17 protein-coding genes are annotated in these 22,070 nt (G+C 73.8%); 7 read left to right on the forward strand and 10 right to left on the reverse strand.

From position 1 onward, the window contains the following. The first annotated feature begins 34 nt into the window (after positions 1-34). The 7 genes from OEB99_RS08525 (at position 35) to OEB99_RS08555 (ending at position 8,762) form a co-directional block, all read left to right on the forward strand. Positions 35-1,879 (forward strand): phosphoenolpyruvate carboxykinase (GTP), encoded by a 1,845-nt coding sequence (locus OEB99_RS08525; RefSeq protein WP_263509620.1) that lies wholly within the window; start codon positions 35-37, stop codon positions 1,877-1,879. A gap of 121 nt (positions 1,880-2,000) precedes the next feature. After that, positions 2,001-2,837, forward strand: coding sequence for a hypothetical protein (locus OEB99_RS08530; protein WP_263509621.1), 837 nt, complete (start codon positions 2,001-2,003; stop codon positions 2,835-2,837). Positions 2,838-3,088: 251 nt separating this feature from the next. After that, positions 3,089-4,078, forward strand: coding sequence for an ABC transporter permease (locus OEB99_RS08535; protein ID WP_263509622.1), 990 nt, complete (start codon positions 3,089-3,091; stop codon positions 4,076-4,078). A 58-nt stretch (positions 4,079-4,136) separates the two neighbouring features. Continuing rightward, the gene (locus OEB99_RS08540) at positions 4,137-5,144 is read left to right on the forward strand and encodes a sugar ABC transporter substrate-binding protein (RefSeq protein ID WP_263509623.1); all 1,008 of its coding nucleotides are present in this window, start codon (positions 4,137-4,139) and stop codon (positions 5,142-5,144) included. A 53-nt stretch (positions 5,145-5,197) separates the two neighbouring features. Then, on the forward strand, positions 5,198-6,718 hold the full coding sequence (locus tag OEB99_RS08545) for a sugar ABC transporter ATP-binding protein (RefSeq protein WP_263509624.1): 1,521 nt from the start codon (positions 5,198-5,200) through the stop codon (positions 6,716-6,718). Next, complete coding sequence (locus OEB99_RS08550) at positions 6,718-7,839, forward strand: hypothetical protein (RefSeq protein ID WP_263509625.1); 1,122 nt, start codon at positions 6,718-6,720, stop codon at positions 7,837-7,839. Before OEB99_RS08545 ends, OEB99_RS08550 begins: the two co-directional genes overlap by 1 nt. Then, positions 7,836-8,762: an SMP-30/gluconolactonase/LRE family protein gene (locus OEB99_RS08555; RefSeq protein ID WP_263509626.1), complete on the forward strand. Its 927-nt coding sequence runs from the start codon at positions 7,836-7,838 to the stop codon at positions 8,760-8,762. The genes OEB99_RS08550 and OEB99_RS08555 overlap by 4 nt, the downstream gene beginning before the upstream one ends. Before the next feature lie 65 nt (positions 8,763-8,827). Here OEB99_RS08555 and OEB99_RS08560 read toward each other — a convergent pair whose 3' ends face one another. The 10 genes from OEB99_RS08560 to OEB99_RS08605 form a co-directional block, all read right to left on the reverse strand. Then, positions 8,828-10,039 (reverse strand): ROK family transcriptional regulator, encoded by a 1,212-nt coding sequence (locus tag OEB99_RS08560; protein ID WP_263509627.1) that lies wholly within the window; start codon positions 10,037-10,039, stop codon positions 8,828-8,830. A gap of 75 nt (positions 10,040-10,114) precedes the next feature. Continuing rightward, complete coding sequence (gene eno / locus OEB99_RS08565; RefSeq protein WP_263509628.1) at positions 10,115-11,374, reverse strand: phosphopyruvate hydratase; 1,260 nt, start codon at positions 11,372-11,374, stop codon at positions 10,115-10,117. Between the two features lie 222 nt (positions 11,375-11,596). After that, complete coding sequence (locus OEB99_RS08570; protein WP_263509629.1) at positions 11,597-13,450, reverse strand: subtype A tannase; 1,854 nt, start codon at positions 13,448-13,450, stop codon at positions 11,597-11,599. Positions 13,451-13,641: 191 nt separating this feature from the next. Next, positions 13,642-14,919, reverse strand: coding sequence for an amidohydrolase family protein (locus OEB99_RS08575; protein WP_263509630.1), 1,278 nt, complete (start codon positions 14,917-14,919; stop codon positions 13,642-13,644). Then, positions 14,916-16,292, reverse strand: a complete 1,377-nt coding sequence (locus OEB99_RS08580; RefSeq protein ID WP_263509631.1) for a formimidoylglutamate deiminase — start codon at positions 16,290-16,292, stop codon at positions 14,916-14,918. The genes OEB99_RS08575 and OEB99_RS08580 overlap by 4 nt, the downstream gene beginning before the upstream one ends. Continuing rightward, on the reverse strand, positions 16,289-17,689 hold the full coding sequence (locus OEB99_RS08585) for an allantoate amidohydrolase (RefSeq protein WP_263509632.1): 1,401 nt from the start codon (positions 17,687-17,689) through the stop codon (positions 16,289-16,291). The genes OEB99_RS08580 and OEB99_RS08585 overlap by 4 nt, the downstream gene beginning before the upstream one ends. Then, positions 17,689-19,362, reverse strand: coding sequence for a urocanate hydratase (gene hutU / locus OEB99_RS08590; protein ID WP_263509633.1), 1,674 nt, complete (start codon positions 19,360-19,362; stop codon positions 17,689-17,691). The genes OEB99_RS08585 and hutU overlap by 1 nt, the downstream gene beginning before the upstream one ends. Positions 19,363-19,402: 40 nt before the next feature. Then, positions 19,403-20,983, reverse strand: coding sequence for a histidine ammonia-lyase (gene hutH, locus OEB99_RS08595; protein ID WP_263509634.1), 1,581 nt, complete (start codon positions 20,981-20,983; stop codon positions 19,403-19,405). A 111-nt stretch (positions 20,984-21,094) separates the two neighbouring features. Continuing rightward, the gene (locus tag OEB99_RS08600; RefSeq protein WP_263509635.1) at positions 21,095-21,526 is read right to left on the reverse strand and encodes a DUF3830 family protein; all 432 of its coding nucleotides are present in this window, start codon (positions 21,524-21,526) and stop codon (positions 21,095-21,097) included. A 34-nt stretch (positions 21,527-21,560) separates the two neighbouring features. After that, the gene (locus OEB99_RS08605; protein ID WP_263509636.1) at positions 21,561-22,037 is read right to left on the reverse strand and encodes a cucumopine synthase-related protein; all 477 of its coding nucleotides are present in this window, start codon (positions 22,035-22,037) and stop codon (positions 21,561-21,563) included. Positions 22,038-22,070 lie beyond the last annotated feature (33 nt).

Here is a 22,070-nt window from a genome sequence, read left to right on the forward strand (position 1 = left end):
AGGGAACTCATCGACACGGCGAGAGAAGGACCCGATGACCACGCTGGCCGAACGGCCCCGCAACGCCCACCACGACAACGGGCCGCAGACCGAGAACCGACGCCTGCTCGCGTGGGTCGACGACATCGCCCGGCTGACCCGGCCCGACCGGATCGTCTGGTGCGACGGCTCCGACGCGGAGTACGACGCACTGTGCGAGCTGCTCGTGGAGCAGGGCACGTTCCTGCCGCTCGACCCCGTGCTGCGACCCCGGTCGTTCCTCGCCCGCTCGGACCCTCGGGACGTCGCGCGGGTCGAGTCGCGGACCTTCATCTGCTCCGAGCGGGAGGAGGACGCCGGCCCCACGAACAACTGGCGCGCGCCGGCCGAGATGCGCGCCGAGCTCGACGGCGTGTTCGCCGGTGCGATGCGCGGCCGCACGATGTACGTGGTGCCGTTCTCGATGGGCCCGGTCGGCTCACCGCTCGCCGAGATCGGCGTCGAGCTGACGGACTCCCCGTACGTCGTGGTGAGCATGCACGTCATGACCCGGGTCGGCACGGCCGTCCTCGACGAGCTGGGGCCGGACGGCGACTTCGTGCCCGCGGTGCACAGCGTCGGCATGCCGCTGGTCGACGACACCGGGGCGATCCGCGCCGACGTCCCGTGGCCGTGCCACGAGACCAAGTACATCTCGCACTTCCCGGAGACCCGGGAGATCTGGTCGTTCGGCTCGGGCTACGGCGGCAACGCGCTGCTCGGCAAGAAGTGCTTCGCGCTGCGGATCGCCTCGGTCATGGGCCGCGACGCGGGCTGGCTCGCCGAGCACATGCTGCTGCTGCGGCTGACCAGCCCCGAGGGCCGGTCCTTCCACGTCACCGCGGCGTTCCCGTCGGCGTGCGGCAAGACCAACCTCGCGATGCTGGACCCGACGCTGCCGGGCTGGCGGGCCGAGACGCTGGGCGACGACATCGTGTGGATGCGGGTCGGGGACGACGGCCGGCTGCGCGCGATCAACCCCGAGGCGGGCTTCTTCGGCGTCGCACCGGGCACCGGCGAGGTGACCAACCCGACCGCGGTCACGATGGTCGCGAGCGACACGATCTTCACCAACGTCGCCCTCACCGACGACGGCGACGTGTGGTGGGAAGGCCTGACCGAGCAGGTCCCCGAGCACCTGGTGGACTGGACCGGGCAGGACTGGACCCCGGACTCCGGGCGGCCCGCCGCGCACCCGAACGCGCGCTTCACGGTCCGGGCCGACCGGTGCCCCTCGATCGCCCCGGACTGGGAGGACCCGGCCGGCGTGCCGGTCGACGCGATCCTGGTCGGCGGGCGCCGCGCCACGAACGTGCCGCTGGTCACCCAGGCGCGGGACTGGGCGCACGGGGTGTTCCTCGGCGCGACGATCTCGTCGGAGCAGACCGCTGCCGCCGAGGGGACCGTCGGGCAGCTGCGCCGCGACCCGTTCGCGATGCTCCCGTTCTGCGGCTACAACATGGCCGACCACTGGGCGCACTGGCTCACGATGGGCGAGCGCCTCGGTGACGCGGCGCCGGAGATCTTCTGCGTGAACTGGTTCCGCAAGGGCGCCGGCGGCCGGTTCCTGTGGCCCGGCTTCCGGGAGAACTCCCGCGTGCTCGCCTGGGTCGTCCGGCGGCTGGAGGGGTCGGCCGAGGCGGTCGACTCGCCGGTGGGCCTGCTGCCCACGCCGGGTGCCCTCGACCTGACCGGCCTCGACGTGCCCGAGCAGGACATGACCGAGCTGTTCGCGATCGACCGCGACTCCTGGCTCGCCGAGGCGGACCTCACCGAGGAGTGGTTCGCTCAGTTCGGCCCGGCGCTGCCGGAGCAGGTCGCCGGGCAGCTGGCCGAGCTGCGGCGTCGGCTGGGCGACTAGCGAGCGACCGATCGGGTGGTGCCCCGGGCGGGCGCCACCCGATCGGGGCGAGTCCGGTCGGACCTCCCGCCGCGCCGAACGCCGGATCGGTAGTCTCCCGCCCGACGAAGCGGGAGGCCGGATGGCTGAGCCGATGCTGATCGGTGCGGTTGCGGCGCAGCAGTGCACCGTGGCCCCGGCCATGGTGCTCGAGGCGCTGCGCCGCGGCGCCGAGGACGTCGCCGCGCACTCCATGGGCATCGACCTGCGCTGGAGCACGACCGCCATCAACGCCGAGGACGACCTCGGACGGCCCGGTGCCGCCACCGTCGGCGACGGCCTCGACCCCGGCTTCGTGGCGGACCGCTGGAGCGACGGCACACCCCAGAGCGGGAGGTTCTCCGCCCGTTCCTCGGCGATGCAGGACGCGATCCAGGACGACGTCACGCTCTACGACCCGCGAATGGAGGTCGTGACCGTCGCGTGCGACTTTCCCGCCGTCGTGGGCTGGAGCGACGAGCCCGTCGGTGGGCTGGTCGTGTGGGTCGGCCTGCAGCGTTGGGCGATGTACGGCGGCGGAGCGACCATGGGCTGGGCGGTCGGACGCCTCGAGCGGTGGGTGCTGGACACAGCGGTGGCCATCGGGGCCACCGCCGGGTTCCTCACCGCCACCGACCACCCACCGCTCACGACCGAGAGCCCGTGGGAGCTGGCGACCGGCGCCGCGCCCTCCCTGCGCGACGTCGCCCACAAGGTCTGGGGCTTCGGCTGGGGCACCCTGCTCGGGCGGTCCCAGCTGGATGCGCTCGAGGGCACCGGCGCGCTGGACGACGCCGAGCTGACGCGGCGTGACCTGCCCGGTGGGCGGGCGTGGCTGCGGCTCCCCGGCGACGACCCGGCCGCCGTCACCGACGCCCGGATGGACGCGCTGCGCCGGGCGCTGGGGCCCGTGCTGGACCCGGGCCCCGCGCAGGCCTGAACCGCCACAACCCGGACAGCGGGGCGCGGGCCGCGCTGTCGATCGCCCGCGACCCGTCGAGATGACGGGTCGGGCCCTGTGGTCTCACGGATGGCCTCGGGGTTTCTGACCTGCGGCGACGTCTACTTATGACCAGATCACGACAGATAACGGCGAAAGATTGCGTCAGAGGTTTGACAGATCACTGACGTCACCCCGAGTGTCCTCCTCGGCAAGTCCGCCGACGTCGAGGAAGACAACGAGTGAGCGCCGTGACCGAAACCTCAGATGCCGCCCAGACCCCCCTCTGGCGCCGCGTCACCACCGCACTGGGCCGCCGTGGCGGGTCCAGCCTGCTGGCCGGGATCCTCGCCCTGCTGGTGCTCTCGCAGCTGCTGACGACCCCCGCGTTCGGCCGCTGGGCGAACATCGCGAACATCCTCCAGCAGAACTCGATCATCGGGATCGTCGCGTGCGGCATGCTCCTGATGATCATCCTCGGCGGCTTCGACCTGTCCGTCGGCGCGGTGGGCGCGATGTCCTCGGTGCTCGCCGCGACCGTGATCGTCCATGTCGGGACGCCCGCCGGGATCGTCGCCGCCGTCCTCGCCGGGCTCGCGGTCGGTGCGGCCAACGGCGCGTTCGTCGCGCTGCTCGGCATGAGCCCCTTCGTGGTGACGCTCGGCACCCAGAGCGTCGTGCTCGGCGGGCTGTTCGTCGCGACGCAGGCCAACCCGGTCTACGGCGTGCCCGAGTCCTTCACGCGCCTCGGGCTGGGCCGGATCGCCGGCATCCCGATCGTCACGATCATCTTCGCCGCCGTGGTGGTCGTCATCTGGGCGACGCTGCGGTTCTCCCGGTTCGGCCACTACGTCTACGCGGTCGGCGGCAACCGCGAGGCCGCCCGCCTCGGTGGCGTGAACGTCCCGCTCGTCACGATCGGCACCTATGCGATCGGCGGCACGCTCGCCGGGCTCGCCGGCGTCCTGCTGCTCGCGCAGACCGGGATCGGCCAGCCCGCCGCGGCCAGCACCTGGGCGCTGTCGGCGATCGCGGCGGTCGTGGTCGGCGGCGTCCCACTGTCCGGCGGAGTCGGCAAGGTCTCCGCGGCCGTGCTCGGCACGTTCCTGCTCGGCGTCGTCTCGAACGCCTTGAACCTCAACGGCGTCTCGTCCTACTGGCAACCGATGGTCACCGGCTTCGTGATCCTCATCGCGGTCGGCATCGACAGCTACCAGCGGCAACGGCGCGCCTCGCGCTGAGGCCGTCGATCACCACCACCCGGGGACGAAGCGGTCCCCACCAACCATGAGGAGAACCATGCGCATCACACGACGCCTCGCGGCCTCGTTCGTCGCCATCGGCCTCGCCACGTCGATGGCGGCGTGCTCGGGCAGCGCGGACGCGACCGACACGAGCTCCGCAGGTGGGGACGAGTCGTCCGCCGCCGGCGGGGACCTGCGGATCGGCTACATGATCTGGAACACGTCGGTGCCGTTCTACTCGGGCCTGATCAGCAAGGCCGAGGAGACCGCGGACGAGCTCGGTGTCGAGCTCGACATCCGCAACGGCGGCGGCGAGCTCGCCAACGAGGTCGCCGTGGTGCAGCAGTTCGTCGCCGAGGACTTCGACATGATCCTGATCAGCCCGTCCGACCCGACGGGCATCGTCCCGGCGGTCAAGGAGGCGAACGCCGCGGGCATCCCGGTGATGGCGGTCAACACCATGGCCGACACCTCCAGCGGGGCCGAGATCGTCACCTACGTCGGTGTCGACGACGTCGAGTTCGGCCGGCTCCAGGGCGAGCTGCTCGTCGACGCCATCGGCGAGACCGGCACCTACGCCTACATCCAGGGCAAGCTCGGCACGTCCGCGCAGCTCCAGCGGCAGCAGGGGCTCGAGGAGTACCTGGCCGACTACCCGGGCATCACCCGGCTCTCCGAGATCAGCGCCAACTGGGACAACGCCCAGGCCCTCGCTGCGATCCAGGACACCCTCAACCGGTTCGCACCCGGTGAGATCGACGCGATCGTCGGGCAGGGCCCGGAGAGCGTGAGCGGTGCCCTGAACGCCAAGGAGAGCGGTCGCACCGACGTCGCCTTCGTGCTCGGCGACTACCCGTCCGACGTCCGCTCGGCGATCCAGGACGGCGCGGTCTACGGCACGGTCGACCAGATGCCCGACCCGCAGGGCGAGCAGGCCGTGCGCTACGCCTACGCGTGGCTGACCGGCGACCAGGCGTCCGTGCCGCAGCCGCAGGCCTTCATCGACATGCCGCTGGTCACCGCGGACAACGTCGAGGACGTGCCCGCGGCCTGGGGCGAGTGACCGAGACCCCGCGCCCATCCTGACCGACCGATGACGACCGTGGAGCACCTCTGATGCTGACGATGACGCAGATCCGCAAGAGCTTCGGCGGCATCGAGGTGCTCCACGGCGTCGACTTCACCGTCGAGCCGGGCCAGGTCCACGCCCTCGTGGGCCACAACGGCGCCGGCAAGAGCACCCTGATGAAGGTGCTCGGCGGGCTCTACCACGACTACTCGGGCACGATCACCCTCGACGGCCGGACCCAGCACCTGCGGACCCCCAAGGAGTCGCTCGACGCAGGCGTCGCGATCATCTACCAGGACTTCGCCCTGGTCCCCGACCTCGACGTCGCGCACAACATCGCGCTCGGCCGCGAGCCCGGCGGCCGGGGCTGGGGTGGCGTGGCCCACCGTGCCCTGGCCCGCCGCTCCGCGCAGGAGGCCGAACGCTTCGGGATCACGCTGCCGATGACCACGCCGGTACGCCGCCTCGGCGTCGCCGACCAGCAGCTCACCGAGATCGTCCGGGCGCTCGCGCGCGACGTCAGCTACCTGGTGATGGACGAGCCGACCGCCCGGCTCGCACCCGCCGAGCGCGCCCAGCTGTTCCGGATCATCGCTCAGCTCGCCGAGCGCGGCGTCGGCGTCGTGTACATCAGCCACTTCCTCGACGAGGTGGTCGAGGTCGCCGACGTCGTGACCGTGCTGCGCGACGGCGCGGTGCGGGCGGTCGGCCCCGCCTCGGACTGGACCGCCGACACCCTCGCCCGTGAGCTGGTCGGCGAGGACGAGATCGGCGACCGGCCCGTCGTGCCGGCTCCCGGCGGCCCCGCGGCACCGGCACGCAGCGAGACCGGGGCGGGCGCCGCCCGGCTCGAGGTACGAGCGCTCGCGGTCGAGGGCAGACCGCCGACCGACCTCACCGTCGCCGCGGGCGAGATCGTCGCGCTCGCCGGTCTCGTCGGCTCCGGCCGGACCCGCTGGGCCCGGGCGCTGATCGGCGACCTGCGCACCGAAGGGCGCGTGCTGGTCGACGGGCGCCCGCTCGGCCGGCGCAACCCGCGCACCTCAGCGCGGGCCGGGCTCCTGCTGGTCCCCGAGGACCGCAAGGTCAACGGCCTGGTCCTGACCGGCTCCGTCCGCGAGAACATCGAGCTCACCGCGCTCGGCACCCACCTCAGCCGCGGCGGCCTGGTCCGGCTCGCCACGGTGGACCGGGTGGTGCGTGACCTCCTCGCCCGGTTCCGGGTCCTGCCGCCGAGACCGGAGATCCTCACCAAGAACCTCAGCGGCGGCAACGCGCAGAAGGTGCTCGTCGCCCGCGCCGTGGCCGCCCGGCCCAAGGCCATCGTGCTCGACCAGCCGACGGCCGGCGTGGACATCGGCGCGAAGGCCGAGCTGCACACCCAGGTCCGGTCGATGGCCGCGGCCGGCACCGCCGTGGTCGTGATCTCCGACGACCTCGACGAGATGCTCGACCTCGCCGACCGCGTCGTGGTGCTGGCGAACGGGCAGATGATCCAGGACGCCCCGGCGGCGTCATTCGACCGGGCGTCCCTGCTGGCGGCCATGAGCAGGACGGCGGTGGCGTGATGGCCCCGATCATCGGTGTGAAGTGCTACGGGTTCGACTGGATGACGCGCCTCGGCCTCGACGAGCGGTCCGCCGCGCGGCTGATGGCGTCGCACGGCGTGGACTGGGCGCTGATCCAGAACACCATGGACCCGCTGCCGACCAGCGGCGTCGCCCAGGTCCAGCCCGCCCACTACGACGAGCGGCGGTTCCGGGACGAGCTGCGCAACCACGGCATCAAGACCTACGAGTCGACCGCGGTCTTCTTCCAGCCGGACATGGTCGCCGCGGAACCCGACCTTCGCCCGGTCGCCGACGACGGCAGCCCGATGGAGATGTTCGACTGGTACCTCGGCGTGAGCCCGCACAGCCGCGACTACCTCGCGCGGCGGGTCGAGCTGATGGAACGCGTCGTGGCGACCCACGACCCCGACGGCGTCTTCCTCGTGTTCATCCGGTTCCCGGGCTTCTGGGAGGGCTGGACACCGCGGGTGGCCCGGGATCAGATCCACGACTACGGCTTCGCCCCCGGCAGCACCCGCCGGTTCGCCGAGGACACCGGGATCGACCTGCCGGACGCCGACCCAGCCACGGTGGCGCGGGTCGTGCTGGCCGAGCACATGGCCGAGTGGGTGCGCTGGAAGTGTGACGTGGTCACCGACGCGGCGGCCCAGCTCGCCGAGGCGGCCCGCCGCGCGCGGCCGGGCACCGAGACCCTGATCAACGGGTTGGCGTTCCCGCGGGCGGACCGCGGCGACCTCGGCCGCGAGGTGCTCGGGCAGGACCTGGGGGCGATCTCCGGCGTCGCCGAGCACGTCGAGACGATGATCTACCACCAGATCCTCGGCCGGGACACCGACGCCTGGGTGGCCGAGGTGGTCGAGGACCTGCGCCCCCGGGTCGCCGGGACGCTGCTCCCCTCGCTGCAGACCTCGGTGGCGTACACCGAGCCGCCGCACCACACCGCGGGGCGCGCAGCCGAGCTGCCCCCGAGCGAGGTCGTCGACGTGCTGCGCAGCGTCGCGCGGACGGCCGCCGACGGCGTGACCGTCTACCACTGGACCGACATCGCCGACGAGGAGATCAACGGCGACGGAGTGATGGCCGCAGGGTTGCGCGCCTACAAGGAGGGTTCGCTGTGAACGCAGGGAGCACGGGCGACGCCGAGCGCGTGGTCGCGACGGGCTTCGCGTACCCCGAGGGTCCGCGGTTCGACGCCACCGGAACGCTGCACGTGGTCGAGCTCGCCGGCGGGACGGTCAGCCGCGTCGTCGACGGCGAACGTCAGGTGCTCGCCGCGCCGGGCGGCTCGCCGAACGGTGCCGCGTTCGACGCCGACGGCATGCTCTGGGTCGCCAACAACGGCGGCAACTGGGGCCCGAACGCCTCGACCGGGGGTGTCGCCGGCCCCGGTGGCCTGCGCCCCGCGGCGATCCAGGTCGTCGCCCCGGACGGCACCGTGCGGGACGTCCTGACCGAGATCGACGGCCGCCCGCTCGACAGCCCGAACGACGTCGCGCTCGACCCGCGCGGCGGCCTCTGGTTCACCGACCCGGTCTGGGCCACGCGCGACGCGAGCGGCAGCGCACCCGCCTCCGCGAGCCCGCCGGGCTCGGTCTGCTTCACCGACGGCGAGCGCTCGAGCCGCTGCCACACCGGCATGGTGTTCCCCAACGGGCTCGCCCTGACCCCCGACTGGTCCGAGCTCGTCGTCGGCGAGACCGGGACCGGCCGGATCCTGGCGTTCCCGATCATCGAGCCCGGCCGGCTCGGCGAGCCGCGGGTCTGGTGCGAGCTCGGCGACGGCGCCTTCCCGGACGGCATGGCGTGGGACTCGGCGGGACGGCTCGTGGTGGCCGGGACCGGCTCGGGCGCGCTGTTCGTGGTGTCCCAGGCCGGGCGCGTCGACCGGGTCGCGATGGCCGACGTCGACGTGACGAACCTGTGCTTCGGCGGCCCAGAGGGACGCGACCTGTACGTGACCGAGGCCGCCCTGGGCCGGGTCGTGGTGCTGCGCTGGGACGCGCCGGGCGAGCCGCTGCCCGCCGGGCCGCGCCTGTGGTGAGGCCGCGCAGGAGCTCCGGCCGCCCGGGCAGGGCTGTGGTCGGGCCGGTCTGAGGCCGCTGTGGCTCAGGCCGGCGTGCGCCGTGCGGCCTGGACCCGCGGCTCTGCGGTCACCGGGTCGATGACCCCGATCGCCATCGCGATCGCACCGTAGACCTCGGCCCGCTCCCCCAGCCGGCTCGCCGTGATCTCCAGGGCCTGCGCGACGCGGGCCTCGGTACGGTCGGCCATCGACTCGCGCAGGCCCGAGATCGCCCAGTCGCCAGCCCGGGCGAGCGAACCGCCCACGATGACGAGCCGGGGGTTGAGCGCGTTGCACAGGTTGGCGACCGCGTGCCCCACCTCGCGACCCGCGTCGCGGAGCACGCGGCCCGCACCCGGATGACCCTGCCGGCCCATCGCCGCGAGGTTGTCGAGCGTCAGCTCGGGGTTGTGGGTCACGGCGTGCAGGGCCTGGGTGAGGTACTCCGACGCCGAGAGCGTGTAGAGGCAGCCGCGGTTGCCGCACAGGCACACGATCCCGTCGGCCCGGACCTGGGTGTGACCGATCTCCCCGGCGAGGCCGTCGGTGCCGCGGACCAGGCGCCCGTTGACCACGATGCCGAGCCCGACGCCGTGCGAGATCTTCACGTAGAAGACGTCGTCCAGGTTGCGGCTCGCGCCGAACACCGTCTCGCCGAGCACGGCGAGGTTCGCGTCGTTCCAGGCGTGCACCTCCTGGCCCAGCGCGTCGCCGAGCACCTCACCCGGTCGCACACCGTGCCACCGGCTCGCGACGCTGTCCCGCGCGACCCGGCCGTCCCGCCCGATCGGCTCGGGGATCGCCGCGACGACGCCGTGGCAGGTCTGACCGGGCGCGGCGGCCGCGACGAGCTCGCGGACCACGGCGCGGGTGTGCCGGGCCGCCTCCTTCGCGGTCGCCTCGATCCCGATGTGTCGCACGCCCCGGGCGAGCACCCGGCCGGACAGGTCCGCGATCGCGATCTGCAGGCGCTCGTGCCCCGCGTCGATCGCGACCCCGTAGCCCAGCGGCCGGGTGCGCGCGAGCAGCTCGGGGCGCCGCCCCGGCACGTCGGACCTCGGCACGACGAGCGCGTCGCGCGGCGTCGTCAGCAGGCCCTCCCGCACCAGCTGGTCGACCAGACCGGTCACCGTGGTGCGGGACAAGCCCGTGCGGGCGGCGATCTCACCCCTGGTCAGGGCCACCGCGCCGGCGAACGCGTCCAGCACCCGAGCGCGGTTGAAGTCGCGCATCGAGGACGACCCGCGCGGCGACACGCACCGAGTATGCCCGACGCGTGCAGCCCCCCGGTCGCACCGCCCACCGCGACGCGGCGGCGACGCCCGCCCCGCTCAGGCCAGCCCGTACGGCAGGTCGGTGGCCGCGGCGATCTCGAGCAGGCGGTTGTACTTCGCGACCCGCTCGCCCCGGGCCGGTGCACCCGTCTTGAGCTGCCCCGAACCGGTGGCCACCGTGAGGTCGGCGATGAACGAGTCCTCGGTCTCCCCCGACCGGTGCGAGACCATCTGGGTGTAACCGGCCTGCCGGCACAGCCGCATGGCCTCGAGGGTCTCGGACACGCTGCCGATCTGGTTCAGCTTGATCAGCGCGGAGTTGCCGACCTTGCGGCCGATCGCCTCGGCGATGATCGCCGGGTTGGTCACGAAGATGTCGTCGCCGACCAGCTGCGTGGTGCCACCGAGGCGCTCGGTCAGCGCGACCCAGCCGTCCCAGTCGCCCTCGGCCAGACCGTCCTCGATCGACCACACCGGGTAGTCCGCGACCATCGCCGCGTACCGCTCGATCATGTCGGCGCTGGACAGCCGCTCGCCGTCGACCAGGTAGCCGCCGTCGGACCAGAACTCGCTGGCCGCGGGGTCGAGCGCGATCGCCACGCCAGCCCGACCGGTCGGGTAGCCGGCCTTCTCGATCGCCCGCACGAGCAGGTCGAGGACGTCCTCCGGCCGGGCGATCTCCGGCGCGAACCCGCCCTCGTCGCCGAGCCCCGTGGCCATCCCGGCCTCGGTCAGCAGGCCGCGCAGCGCGCGGTACACGTCCGCTCCGGCGCGCACCGCCTCGGGCATCGACGGTGCACCGATCGGCGCGACCATGAACTCCTGGAAGTCCAGCGGGTTGGCCGCGTGGGCGCCGCCGTTCAGCACGTTGAAGTGCGGCACCGGAAGCCGCGGGCTCACGCCCTCGGGCTGCAGCGACCGCCACAACGGGCCGTCGCCCGCGACCGCGCGGGCCACCGCCATCGAGACGCCGACGATCGCGTTCGCACCGAGCCGCGCCTTGTTCGGGGTGCCGTCCGTCTCGATCATCGCCGCGTCGAGCTCGGCCGGCGACGCCCAGGTGCGCGACCTGGCCAGGTCGGCGAGCTCCCCGTTCACGTTGCCGACGGCGGTCAGCACGCCCTTGCCGGCGTAGCGGGCCGGGTCCCCGTCACGCAGCTCGACCGCCTCGCGCGAGCCGGTGGACGCGCCGGAGGGCACGCCCGCCCGTCCGGCCCGCCCGTCCGCGAGAGCCACGTCGACCCGGACGGTCGGGTTGCCGCGCGAGTCCAGGATCTCCAGCGCCGACAGCCCGGCGACCTCGAAGCCTTCAGCCATGACCTTCCCTCTCCGACGGCGCCCGGCGGCGCGCGTCCAGCAGCGGACCGGTGGCGGCAGAGGGGGCGTCACGGCGTCCCCGGTGCGTGCACCGGAACCAGGGACCGTTGGCGGCGAGCGCCGCGGTTGCGGCGAGCCCCACCGCCGTGACACGACCACCGTAGTCAGTGGCCCGGGCGGCGCGCGCGACCCGAACGTCCCGAGCCGCGCGCGGCCCCGCACTCACGAGCCCTGGGTGACCTCGGCGACCCAGGCGATGAAGTTCGTGGTGCCGTCGCCGGTCAGCTCGGCCATGGTGTGCCCCTGGCCCCAGATGGTCGCGAAGTCGACGTCCGCACCGTCGCTCTGCAGCGCGAGCGCGAGGTTCATCTCCACGGTGCTCGCCGTGTCGCCCTGCTGGATGCCCGTCCGGATCCGCCAGGAGGGCGCGACCGTCGAGGTCTGGTAGCCGTCGTAGGAGTCGGACAGGTAGTACATCGGGTTGTACATCGCCAGCCGGGTCGCGACGTCGGTGCCGAGGCTGTCGGTCTCGGCGAAGTCGGACGTGTACTGCGCCGAACCGTACGAGTCGTCCCAGTCGGCGTACGTCGAGTACTCGTCCTCGTTCGCGGCGATCACCGCCTCGGACGCGGCGTCGAAGTGCAGACCCTCCTCGCCCAGGCCGAGCACCAGGTTCTCGGTCGCGCTCGCGTCGATCGCGTCGAACGCACCGACGTCCTTCGACGCGTTCTTCTGGCTCGTCACGAAGCCCTCGAGGCTGGTCACCGTCGCGGTGTTCGAGCTCGCGTCGTAGCTCACCCACGACGTGTCGGCGTTGAGCGCGGCGATGTAGTCGTCGACGGTCTCGTAGGTCGTCGCGTCGGAGCTGCCGGACGACGTCGTGCCGGCGGCGTCGTCCGGTGCGGCTCCGCTCGTCGCGCCCGCGGTGGTCGCGTCTGCGGTCGCGTCGCTCGGTGCGTCCCCGGTCGGCGCGGTCCCGTCGGTGGGCATGCCGGACGGCGCGTCACCCGACGGCGCACCCCCGGTGTCCATCCCGGCCATCTGCTGGCTGCTCGGCGTGTACGGGAACTCGGTGACGGACAGGAAGTCGTTCAGCGAGTCCGTGATCATCGAGACCAGGTAGTCGTAGTACGAGCCGGCGAGGTACACGCCGTCGCTCGACTCGTCGAGGGTCAGCACGGCCCCCGAGTCGTCGGTCAGCCCGAGCTGGTCGACGTACTGCGCGTACGCGGTCGCGAGGTCCTGCGAGTACGCGTCGGTCCAGGTCCCGGAGGCGCGGGTGCCGGTCGTGGCGAACTGGCCCATGTTCCACTCGTAGGCCTCGTTCGCGTAGTCCAGGCTGGTGATCGGGCACCAGGCCATCACGCCGGCGATCGCGTCGCTGATCGCCTCGCCGTTCGCGTCGGTTATCGCCGCGCCGATCGACTCCAGGTAGGGCGTGTACAGCTCGGAGTCGCCCGAGGCGCCCATCACGGCGCTCTGCGCACCGCCACCGCTGTGCCCGAAGACGAAGACGCTGTCCGCGTCCCCGGGGAGCTGCGCGGCGTTGTAGCGCACGTAGCGCACGGCGGCCTTGAGGTCGGTCACGCCCCACGGGGCGTTGCCGGTGTAGTCGTCCCCGTTGCTGTCCCGCCCGCGCAGGCCGGCGGCGACGTAGATGAAGCCGGCCTCGAGATAGGACGCGACCTCGTCGTAGCTGTAGCTCGTCGGCGGGTTCTGGGCCGAGTAGCCCGGGGTGTTCACCGGGAAGACGATCGGGGCGGTGCTCGCGGTGTAGCCGGCGACCTCGCCGGAGTCGTCGATCGTCGCGGTGTAGGTGCCGTCCCCGTTGTCGGTGGCGTCCAGGTAGGCGCCCGGCACGTAGATGCCCAGCGTCTCGTAGTCCTCGGACGCGGGCGAGGACACGTAGACGTTGCCGAGCTGGTAGTAGACGTCGTTCGTCTCGTCGTACTGCCACGCGCCCGGGTCGAGCGCGAGCCCGGACGCGTCGGCGTCCGCCGAGGAGCTGGTGGAGTCCGCCGAGTCGTCGGCCGTGCAGGCCGCCAGGCTCACGGTGCCGAGGGCGAGGGCCGCCACGCCAGCCACCACCCGTGCGGTCCGACTCCGACCGAGCCGCCGATCGATCCGACTCCGACCGAGCTGCATGGGTTGCCGTCCTCTCATCACGGAGGCACCCATCCGGTCGGGCCGCCCCCACACGACTCGGCGAACCTAGGACCGCGCTCTGTGCCGGGTGACGGTGCCGGCCATGCGTCGGCTGTGAGCTCTCAGCGCGACGGCTCGGGGTGGTCCCCGCCCAGCACCGCGGTGACCAGCGGCACCCCCGGCCGGTAGGCGACGTGCACCGGGTCGGGGGCGTCGAGCACCTGGAGGTCGGCGCGCGCACCCACCGCGACCCGGCCGACGTCGTCGCGACGCAGCGCCGCCGCGCCGCCCGCGGTCGCGGCCCAGACCGCCTCCTCGGGTGTCATCCGCATCTGGATCACCGCGAGCGCCACCGCGAGCGGCATCGACGACGAGTAGCACGAACCGGGGTTGCAGTCGCTCGCGAGCGCCACCGTCGCGCCGGCGTCGAGCAGCGCGCGGGCGTCCGGCATCGGCCGCCGGGTGGACAGCTCGACCACCGGCAGCAGGGTCGCGACGGTGCCGCGACCGGCCGCCCCGGCCTCGGTGGGGGCGCCACCCGCCGCGACCGGAGCCGCCCCGGCGAGCAGCGCGACGTCCTCGGCGTCCAGCTCGGTGCAGTGGTCCACGCTCGCGGCCCCGAGCTCGACCGCGAGGCCGACCGCGCCGGTCCGGGACAGCTGGTGGCCGTGCACGCGCAGGCCGAGCCCGTGGGCCGAACCCGCCTCGAGCACGCGGCGCGACTGGTCCAGGTCGAAGGCGCCGACCTCGCAGAACACGTCGATCCACCGGGCCAGCGGGGCGCACGCGTCCAGCATCGGCCCGGTGACCAGGTCGACGTAGCCGTCCGGGTCGGCCGCGTGCTCCGCCGGGACCACGTGCGCGCCGAGGAACGTCGTCTCGGTGGTCAGCTCGCGCGCGATCGCCAGCGACCGTCGCTCGGTCTCGACGTCCAGCCCGTAGCCGGACTTGATCTCGACCGTCGTGGTGCCCTGCCGGCGCATCTCGGTCAGCAGGGCGGCCGCGCGGGTCCGCAGCGTCTCGTCGCTCGCGGCGCGGGTCGCGGCGACCGTGGTGCGGATGCCGCCCGCGCTGTACGGCTGGTCGGTCATCCGGGCGGCGAACTCGGCCGACCGGTCGCCCGCGAACACCAGGTGGGCGTGCGAGTCGACCCAGCCCGGCAGCACCGTGCGCCCGTGCGCGCCCCACCGTGCGTCGCACGCGGGGGCGTCCGCCGACCGGCCGACCCACGCGACCCGGCCGTCCACGACGACCACCGCTGCGTCGCTCAGCGGCGCCGTCCACGAGCCGCGCGCGGGGTCGTTGGTGACCAGCACGCCGATGTCGTCGACCAGCAGGGACCGGCCCGCCGCGGGCGCCGGGATCTCGACCGGCCGCGCGAGGTCGTCGGACGGGCTCATGACGCCCCATCCTGCAGCGCCGCGAGCGCCCGGGTGAGCAGCTCGGCCGGGTCGCCGGCCACGGATCGTCCGTCCCGCACCACGTGCCGTCCGCCGACCACGGTGTGCCGCACGTCGGTGGCCGACGCCGCCAGCCACAGCTGGTCCGGGCGGGCTCCCGTGGTCCGCACCGAGCCCGGGTCGAGCACCGCGAGGTCGCAGGGTGCGCCCACCTCGATCCGGCCGCCGTCCCAGCCCAGTGCGGCGTACCCGTCCGCCGTGGCGGCGGCCAGCAGCGCGGCCGGGGTGAACGTGCCGCGTCGGCCGGTGCGGAGCCGTTCGTGCATCTCCAGGCCCCGCGCCTCCTCGAGCATGTCGAGCACCGCGTGCTGGTCGGTGCCGAGGCTCAGCGGGACCCCGGCTGCGGCCAGGTCGCCACCGCGGCCCGGGCCGTCGGCCAGGTCCCGTTCGGTCGTCGGGCACGCACACACACCGGAGCCGCGCTCGGCGAGCAGCGCGACGTCGGCGTCCGAGACGTGGTTGGCGTGCACGGCGACCAGGTCAGGGCCGAGCAGCCCGTGCCGGTCCAGCAGGCCGACCGGCGTGACACCGTGCTCGGCCAGGCACCCGGAGACCTCGGCGGGCTGCTCGGCCACGTGCACGTGCAGCGGGCCGCTCTCGCCGAGCGCGGCGACCGCGGTCAGGTCGGCGGCGCCGACGGCCCGCACCGAGTGCAGCGCGCGGCCGGCGCGCAGGTGGGGTGCGGCGGGCAGTGCCGCGCGCCGCGCGGCCCACGCCTCGACGGAGCCGTCGTCGAACCGGCGCTGCTCGGCGGACAGCGGCACCGGCCGGCCGTCGGCGTCCACGCCGCCGCGCCGGTAGAGCGTGTCGAGCAGGGTGATCCGCAGCCCGGCCCGCGCGGCCGCCTCGACCAGCGCCTCGGCCATCGCGGTGGACGGCCGGTAGGGCGTGCCGTCCGGGTGGTGGTGCACGTAGTGGAACTCGCCCACCACGCCCACGCCGGACAGCACGGCCTCCGTGTACACGGCCGTGGCCAGCTCGAGGTACGTCTCGGGCGTGAGGCTCGCCGCGACCGCGTACATCTGCTCGCGCCAGGTCCAGAAGGTGCCGCCCTCGGCGTGGGTCCGTCCGCGCAGGGCGCGGTGGAACGCGTGCGAGTGCGCGTCGGCGAACGCGGGCAGCCCGAGCCCGTCGAGCACGGTGTCGCCGGGCGCCGGTTCGACGCCCTCGTCGATCCCGGTCACGACGCCGCCGCCGTGCCGGACCCGGACCCCGGTGGCGACCCGGCCGGCCGGGGGCCGGCCGAGCCAGGCCGTGGGGAGCCAGTAGGCGCCGTCGGTGCCGGCCGGGCGGGCCGCGGTCGGGTGGGTCATCCCTGCCAGCCGGAGCCGGCGCGGTCGCGGATGATCTCGACGAGCGCGGCGGCGCCGAGCCGGGCGTCGTCGTCCTCGGCGTGCTCGCCCGGGGCATGCGAGATCCCGGACGGGTTGCGCACCACGAGCATCGCGGTGGGCACCCCGGCCTCGGCCAGCACCCCGGCGTCGTGCCCGGCACCGGACGGCAGGCTAGGCAGCAACGGTCGCCCGTCCGCGCCCGCGGGCGCCCCCGCGGCGGCGAGCGCCACGCGGACGGGGCCCGCCAGACGGGCTCCGAGCCCGGCGTCGAACCGCGTGACCGGGGTCCAGGACTCGCGCACCCCGGCCGTCCCCAGCGCCGCCGCGACCTCCGCGACGGCCGCGTCGACCGCGACCGGGTCGGCGCCGCGCGCATCGAGCCAGAAGGTGGCCGCGGACGGGATCGCGTTCACCGCCCCAGGATCCACCCGGACCTTGCCGACGGTGGCGAGCACGCCGTGCCGCTCGGCGGCGCGCCGTGCGGCCAGGACGCCCTCGGCGAGCGCGAGCATCGGGTCCGTGCGCCGGTCCAGCGGTGTCGTCCCGGCGTGGTTGCCCTCGCCGACGAGGTCGAACCGCCAGCGTCCGTGCGGCCAGATCTCGGTGAGCAGACCGAGCGGTGCGCCCGCCTCGGCCAGCCCGAGCGCACCGTGCCGGCACCCTCCGGAGGTCGGCAGGTGCCCCTGCTCGACGTGCAGCTCGACGGCCTCGCCGATCCGGGCGACGCGGACCGGGTCGGGACCCCAGGCGGCGGGGTCGGCGCCGACCCGACGCGCGGCGTCCGCAGCGGTCACGCCGTCCGGGTCGGCCAAGGCGCCCGCGCGGGCAGGGTCCAACGCTCCGGTCATCAGGCGCGACCCGGCGCAGGCGATCCCGAACCGGCCGCCCTCCTCCTCGGCGAACACGGGGACGACCACCGGGCGGTGCGGCCTGAACCCCTCGGCGCGCAGCCGGGAGACCGCGGCCAGCGCGCTCACCACACCCAACGGCCCGTCGTACGCGCCACCGGCCGGCACCGAGTCCAGGTGCGAACCGACCTGCAGCACCGCTCCGGGCTCGTCGGCACCGGGCAGGTCGGCGCCCCACCAGGCCCACAGGTTGCCGTTCCGGTCGGTCTCGACGTCCAGGCCGAGTCGCGTGGCGTGCTCGGTGAACCAGTCGCGCAGGGTGAGCTCGGCGTCGGTGTGCACCAGCCGGGACCAGCCGCCGCCGGCCGCGCGGCCGACGTCGGCGATCTCGGCGAGCAGCGCCACCGGGTCCAGGTCCCCGAGAGCCGCCACCGAGGCCGGCACTGACGCCGGCACGGGGCCGGCCGCCGTCCCCGGTCCGGTCGCCCCGGCCCCGGGCACGGCGGCACCAGGTGTCGCGGCGGCCATCACCGGTCCTCGCGCATCGGGATGCGCACGCCGCGCGCCTGCGCGGTCTCGATCGCCTCGGGGTACCCCGCGTCGACGTGCCGGATCACGCCCATGCCGGGGTCGTTGGTCAGCACCCGCGCGATCTTCTCGGCCGCGAGCGGCGTGCCGTCGGCGACGGTGACCTGACCGGCGTGGATGGACCGGCCGATGCCGACACCGCCGCCGTGGTGGATCGACACCCAGGTCGCACCCGACGCCGTGTTGATCATGGCGTTGAGCAGCGGCCAGTCGGCGATCGCGTCGGACCCGTCGCGCATCGCCTCGGTCTCCCGGTAGGGGCTGGCGACCGAGCCGGAGTCCAGGTGGTCGCGGCCGATCACGATCGGCGCGGACACCTCACCGGAGGCGACCAGCTCGTTGAACCGCAGGCCGGCACGGTCCCGCTCGCCGTACCCGAGCCAGCAGATCCGGGCCGGCAGACCCTGGAACGCGACCTTCTCCTGGGCGAGCCGGATCCAGCGGGTCAGCGACTCGTTCTCCGGGAACAGGTCGAGGATCGCCTTGTCCGTGGCGTAGATGTCCTTCGGGTCGCCGGACAGCGCGGCCCAGCGGAACGGACCCTTGCCCTCGCAGAACAGCGGCCGGATGTAGGCGGGCACGAAGCCCGGGAACGCGAACGCGTCGGAGTAGCCCGCGGCCTTGGCCTCGGTGCGGAGGTTGTTGCCGTAGTCGAAGACCTCGGCGCCGGCCCGCTGGAACCCGACCATCGCCTCGACGTGGCGGGCCATCGACTCGCGCGCGGCCTTGGCGAAGCCGACCGGGTCGGCCTCGCGTGCCGCGTGCCAGTCCTCGAACGCGACCTCGAGCGGCAGGTAGGCGAGCGGGTCGTGCGCCGAGGTCTGGTCGGTCACGACGTCGATCTCGGCGCCGCCGGCGAGCAGCGTTGGGACGACGTCGGCGCTGTTGCCGAGCACGCCGATGCTCAGCGGGCGCCGCGCGCGCTTGGCCTCCCCGGCCAGCTCGAGCGCGTGCTCGAGCGAGTCGGCCATGACGTCCAGGTACCGCTGCTCGATGCGCCGGCGGATCCGGGACTCGTCGACGTCGACGCAGATCGCCACGCCCCCGTTCATGGTGACCGCGAGCGGCTGGGCGCCGCCCATGCCGCCGAGGCCACCGGTCAGGGTGACGGTGCCCTCGAGCGAGCCGCCGAACCGCTTGTGCGCGACCGCCGCGAACGTCTCGTAGGTCCCCTGCAGGATCCCCTGCGTGCCGATGTAGATCCACGAGCCCGCGGTCATCTGGCCGTAGGCCGTCAGGCCGAGCGCCTCGAGCCGGCGGAACTCGTCCCAGGTCGCCCAGTCGCCGACCAGGTTGGAGTTCGCCAGGATCACCCGCGGCGCCCACTCGTGCGTGCGCATCACGCCGACCGGCCGGCCGGACTGGACGAGCATCGTCTCGTCGTCGGCGAGCGTGGTCAGGGTGCGCACCAAGGCTGCATAGGACGGCCAGTCCCGCGCGGCCTTGCCGGAGCCGCCGTACACCACGAGCTCGTCGGGGTGCTCGGCGACCTCGGGGTCGAGGTTGTTCTGCAGCATCCGCAGCGCGGCCTCCTGGCCCCAGCCGCGGGCGGTGCGGGTGGTGCCGCGCGGGGCGCGCACGGTGTGCGGGACGGACAGGTCGGTGATCGTCATCGGGTCTCCTCGGGCGGTGGGTGGCCGGGCGCGCGGGGGCTCAGTCGAGCCCGGCGCCGGACTCGGCCAGGGCGGTGCGGGCGACGTCGAGCAGCTCGCCGTCGCGCAGCAGCGCGACCGCGGCCTCGATGTCGGGTGACAGGTAGCGGTCCGGGCCGGGGCCCGGGACGCGGGTGCGGAGCAGGTCGCGGACCGCACGCGCGGCGGGCGACGGGTGGGCGTCCGGCTCGGTGCGCTCGCGCAGGTCGAACGCGCGGGCCGCCGTGAGGATCTCGATCGCCACCACGTCGCGCAGGCCGTCCAGGGCCCTGCGCAGCTTCAGGCCGGCCGACCACCCCATCGACACATGGTCCTCCTGCATGGCCGAGGACGGGATCGAGTCGACCGACGCCGGGTTCGCGAGGCGCTTGAGCTCCGAGACGATCCCGGCCTGGGTGTACTGCGCGATCATGTGGCCGGAGTCCACGCCGGGGTCGTCGGCGAGGAACGGCGGCAGCCCGTGGCTGCGCGCGGTGTCGAGCATCCGGTCGGTACGCCGCTCGCTGATGGACGCGAGGTCGGCGACCGCGATCGCCAGGAAGTCCAGCACGTAGGCGACCGGGGCACCGTGGAAGTTCCCGTTCGACTCCAGCCGCCCGTCGAGCGTGATGACCGGGTTGTCCACGGCCGAGGCGAGCTCGCGGGCGGCCACTCGCAGCGCATGGTCGAGGGTGTCCCGCGCCGCACCGTGCACCTGGGGTGCGCAGCGCAGCGAGTAGGCGTCCTGCACGCGGGTGAAGACCCCGGCACCGCGGTGCGTGACGAGGTCTGACCCGGCGAGCACGGCGGCGACGTTGGCGGCCGAGACCGCCTGGCCGGGGTGCGGGCGCAGCGTCTGCAGGTCGGCGGCGAACACGCTCGACGAACCCCGCAGGGCCTCGACGCTCATCGCGGCGGCCAGGTCGGCCGCCGACAGGAGCTCGGCCAGGTCGGCCGCGGCCAGCAGCAGCATGCCGAGCATGCCGTCGGTGCCGTTGATCAGGGCGAGGCCCTCCTTCTCGACCAGCGTGAGCGGCTCGATGCCGGCGGCCGACAGGGCGTCCGCCGCCGGCAGGAGCCGGTCCTCGGCGTCCCGCACCGTGCCCTCCCCCATCGCCGCGAGCGCGCAGTGCGCCAGCGGGGACAGGTCGCCGGAGCACCCGAGCGAGCCGTGCTCGCGCACGACGGGCGTGATGCCGGCGTCGAGGATCGCGGCATAGGTGCGGGCGACCACGGGTCGCACCCCGGTCCGCCCGGTGCACAGCGTCGACAGGCGCAGCAGCATGAGCGCTCGGACCACTTCGCGCGGCACCTCCGCACCGGAGCCCGCCGCGTGCGACCGCACCAGCGACCGCTGCAGGTCCTGACGGCGCTCCGGCGGGATGCTGGTCGTCGCGAGCGCTCCGAAGCCGGTGGAGACGCCGTAGTGCGGTCGCACGTCGGCAGCCAGCTCCTCGATCACCGCCCGTCCGGCGGCGAGCGCGTCGAGCGCCTCGGCGCTGAGCGCCACGCGGGCGCCGTCCCGGGCGACGGCGAGGACGTCCGCGGGGGCGAGAGGTCCGGTGCCGACCGTGACGGTCGGCGGTGCGGCGAGCGAGGTCATGATGTCCTTCTCAGTCTGGTCGCCCTGTCGGAGGAGGGCGGGTGTGGGGTGCGGGATCCGACGACGGCGGGACCCGGGCACCGCTCCGGCTGGGGCGGGCCCGGGTCGGGCTCAGGCGGCGTCGGCGATCCGCAGCTCGACGACCTGGCCCTGCTGGAGCCAGTTGCGGTGGCCGGCGAGCGCGAGCTCCAGCTCGCCGGACACGACCTCGCCGATGTAGCTGATCTTCAGCGGCTCGTCCGCGAGGTCGTCGCCGTACACGACGCAGAACTGCTGGCGCGGGTTGTACCAGCAGACCGAGCCGCGGGCGTAGCCCTTCTCCTCGCGCCGCATCGCTCCGACCTCCTCGGTCAGGTAGACGTTCTCCCAGGGCGCGACGATCGGCATCGTCCAGAAGACCATCTCTCCGATGATCTTGCCGTGCTGCAGGATGCCCTTCTGCGGCAGCTGCGCTCGGAGCTCGGCGGCGATGCGCGGAACCTTGTCCTCGAAGACCTCGATGGTGCAGGTGTCCACACCGTCGACGCTCATGATCAGGTGCACGGGTCTCTCCTCTCGGGGCAGTTCGTGGGTCGGGTCAGGCTTCGACGCGCTTGAAGCCGTTGGTCACGCCCCAGGGGAAGACGGCGTCGACCCACATGTGGAGCTTGTTGACGTAGCTGATGGCCGAGCGGATCAGCCGGAGCAGCTCGTCGGTGTCGGTGGCGGTCGCGCTGGCCTCGACGAAGCGCTCGATCAGCGCACCGGCCGCGGGCAGGCCGACGAAGTCGAAGAACGCGGCCTTGTAGCCCACGATCTGCTTGAGCAGCAGCTGGAGGGTTCGCAGGTCCAGGCTCTCGGTCTCGGAGACCTCGATGATCCCCCAGAGCAGCTCGTCGGAGAGGGTGCGCGCCTCGCCCTCGGCGAAGATCAGCGTCGTCAGGTACTGCCCGTGGGTCCCGGTGCGCCGCGGGACGATGCCGCGTCCGAGATCGGCCACCTCCTTCGGGCACTCCAGCCAGATGCGGTCTCGCTCGGCGTCGAGCTCGGCGATGACCTCGTCGATCAGGCTCACTGCGGTCTCCTTCCGGTGTCGTACCTCCAGTGT

It is taken from the genome of Actinotalea endophytica, assembly GCF_025717005.1.
GTDB lineage: Bacteria > Actinomycetota > Actinomycetes > Actinomycetales > Cellulomonadaceae > Actinotalea.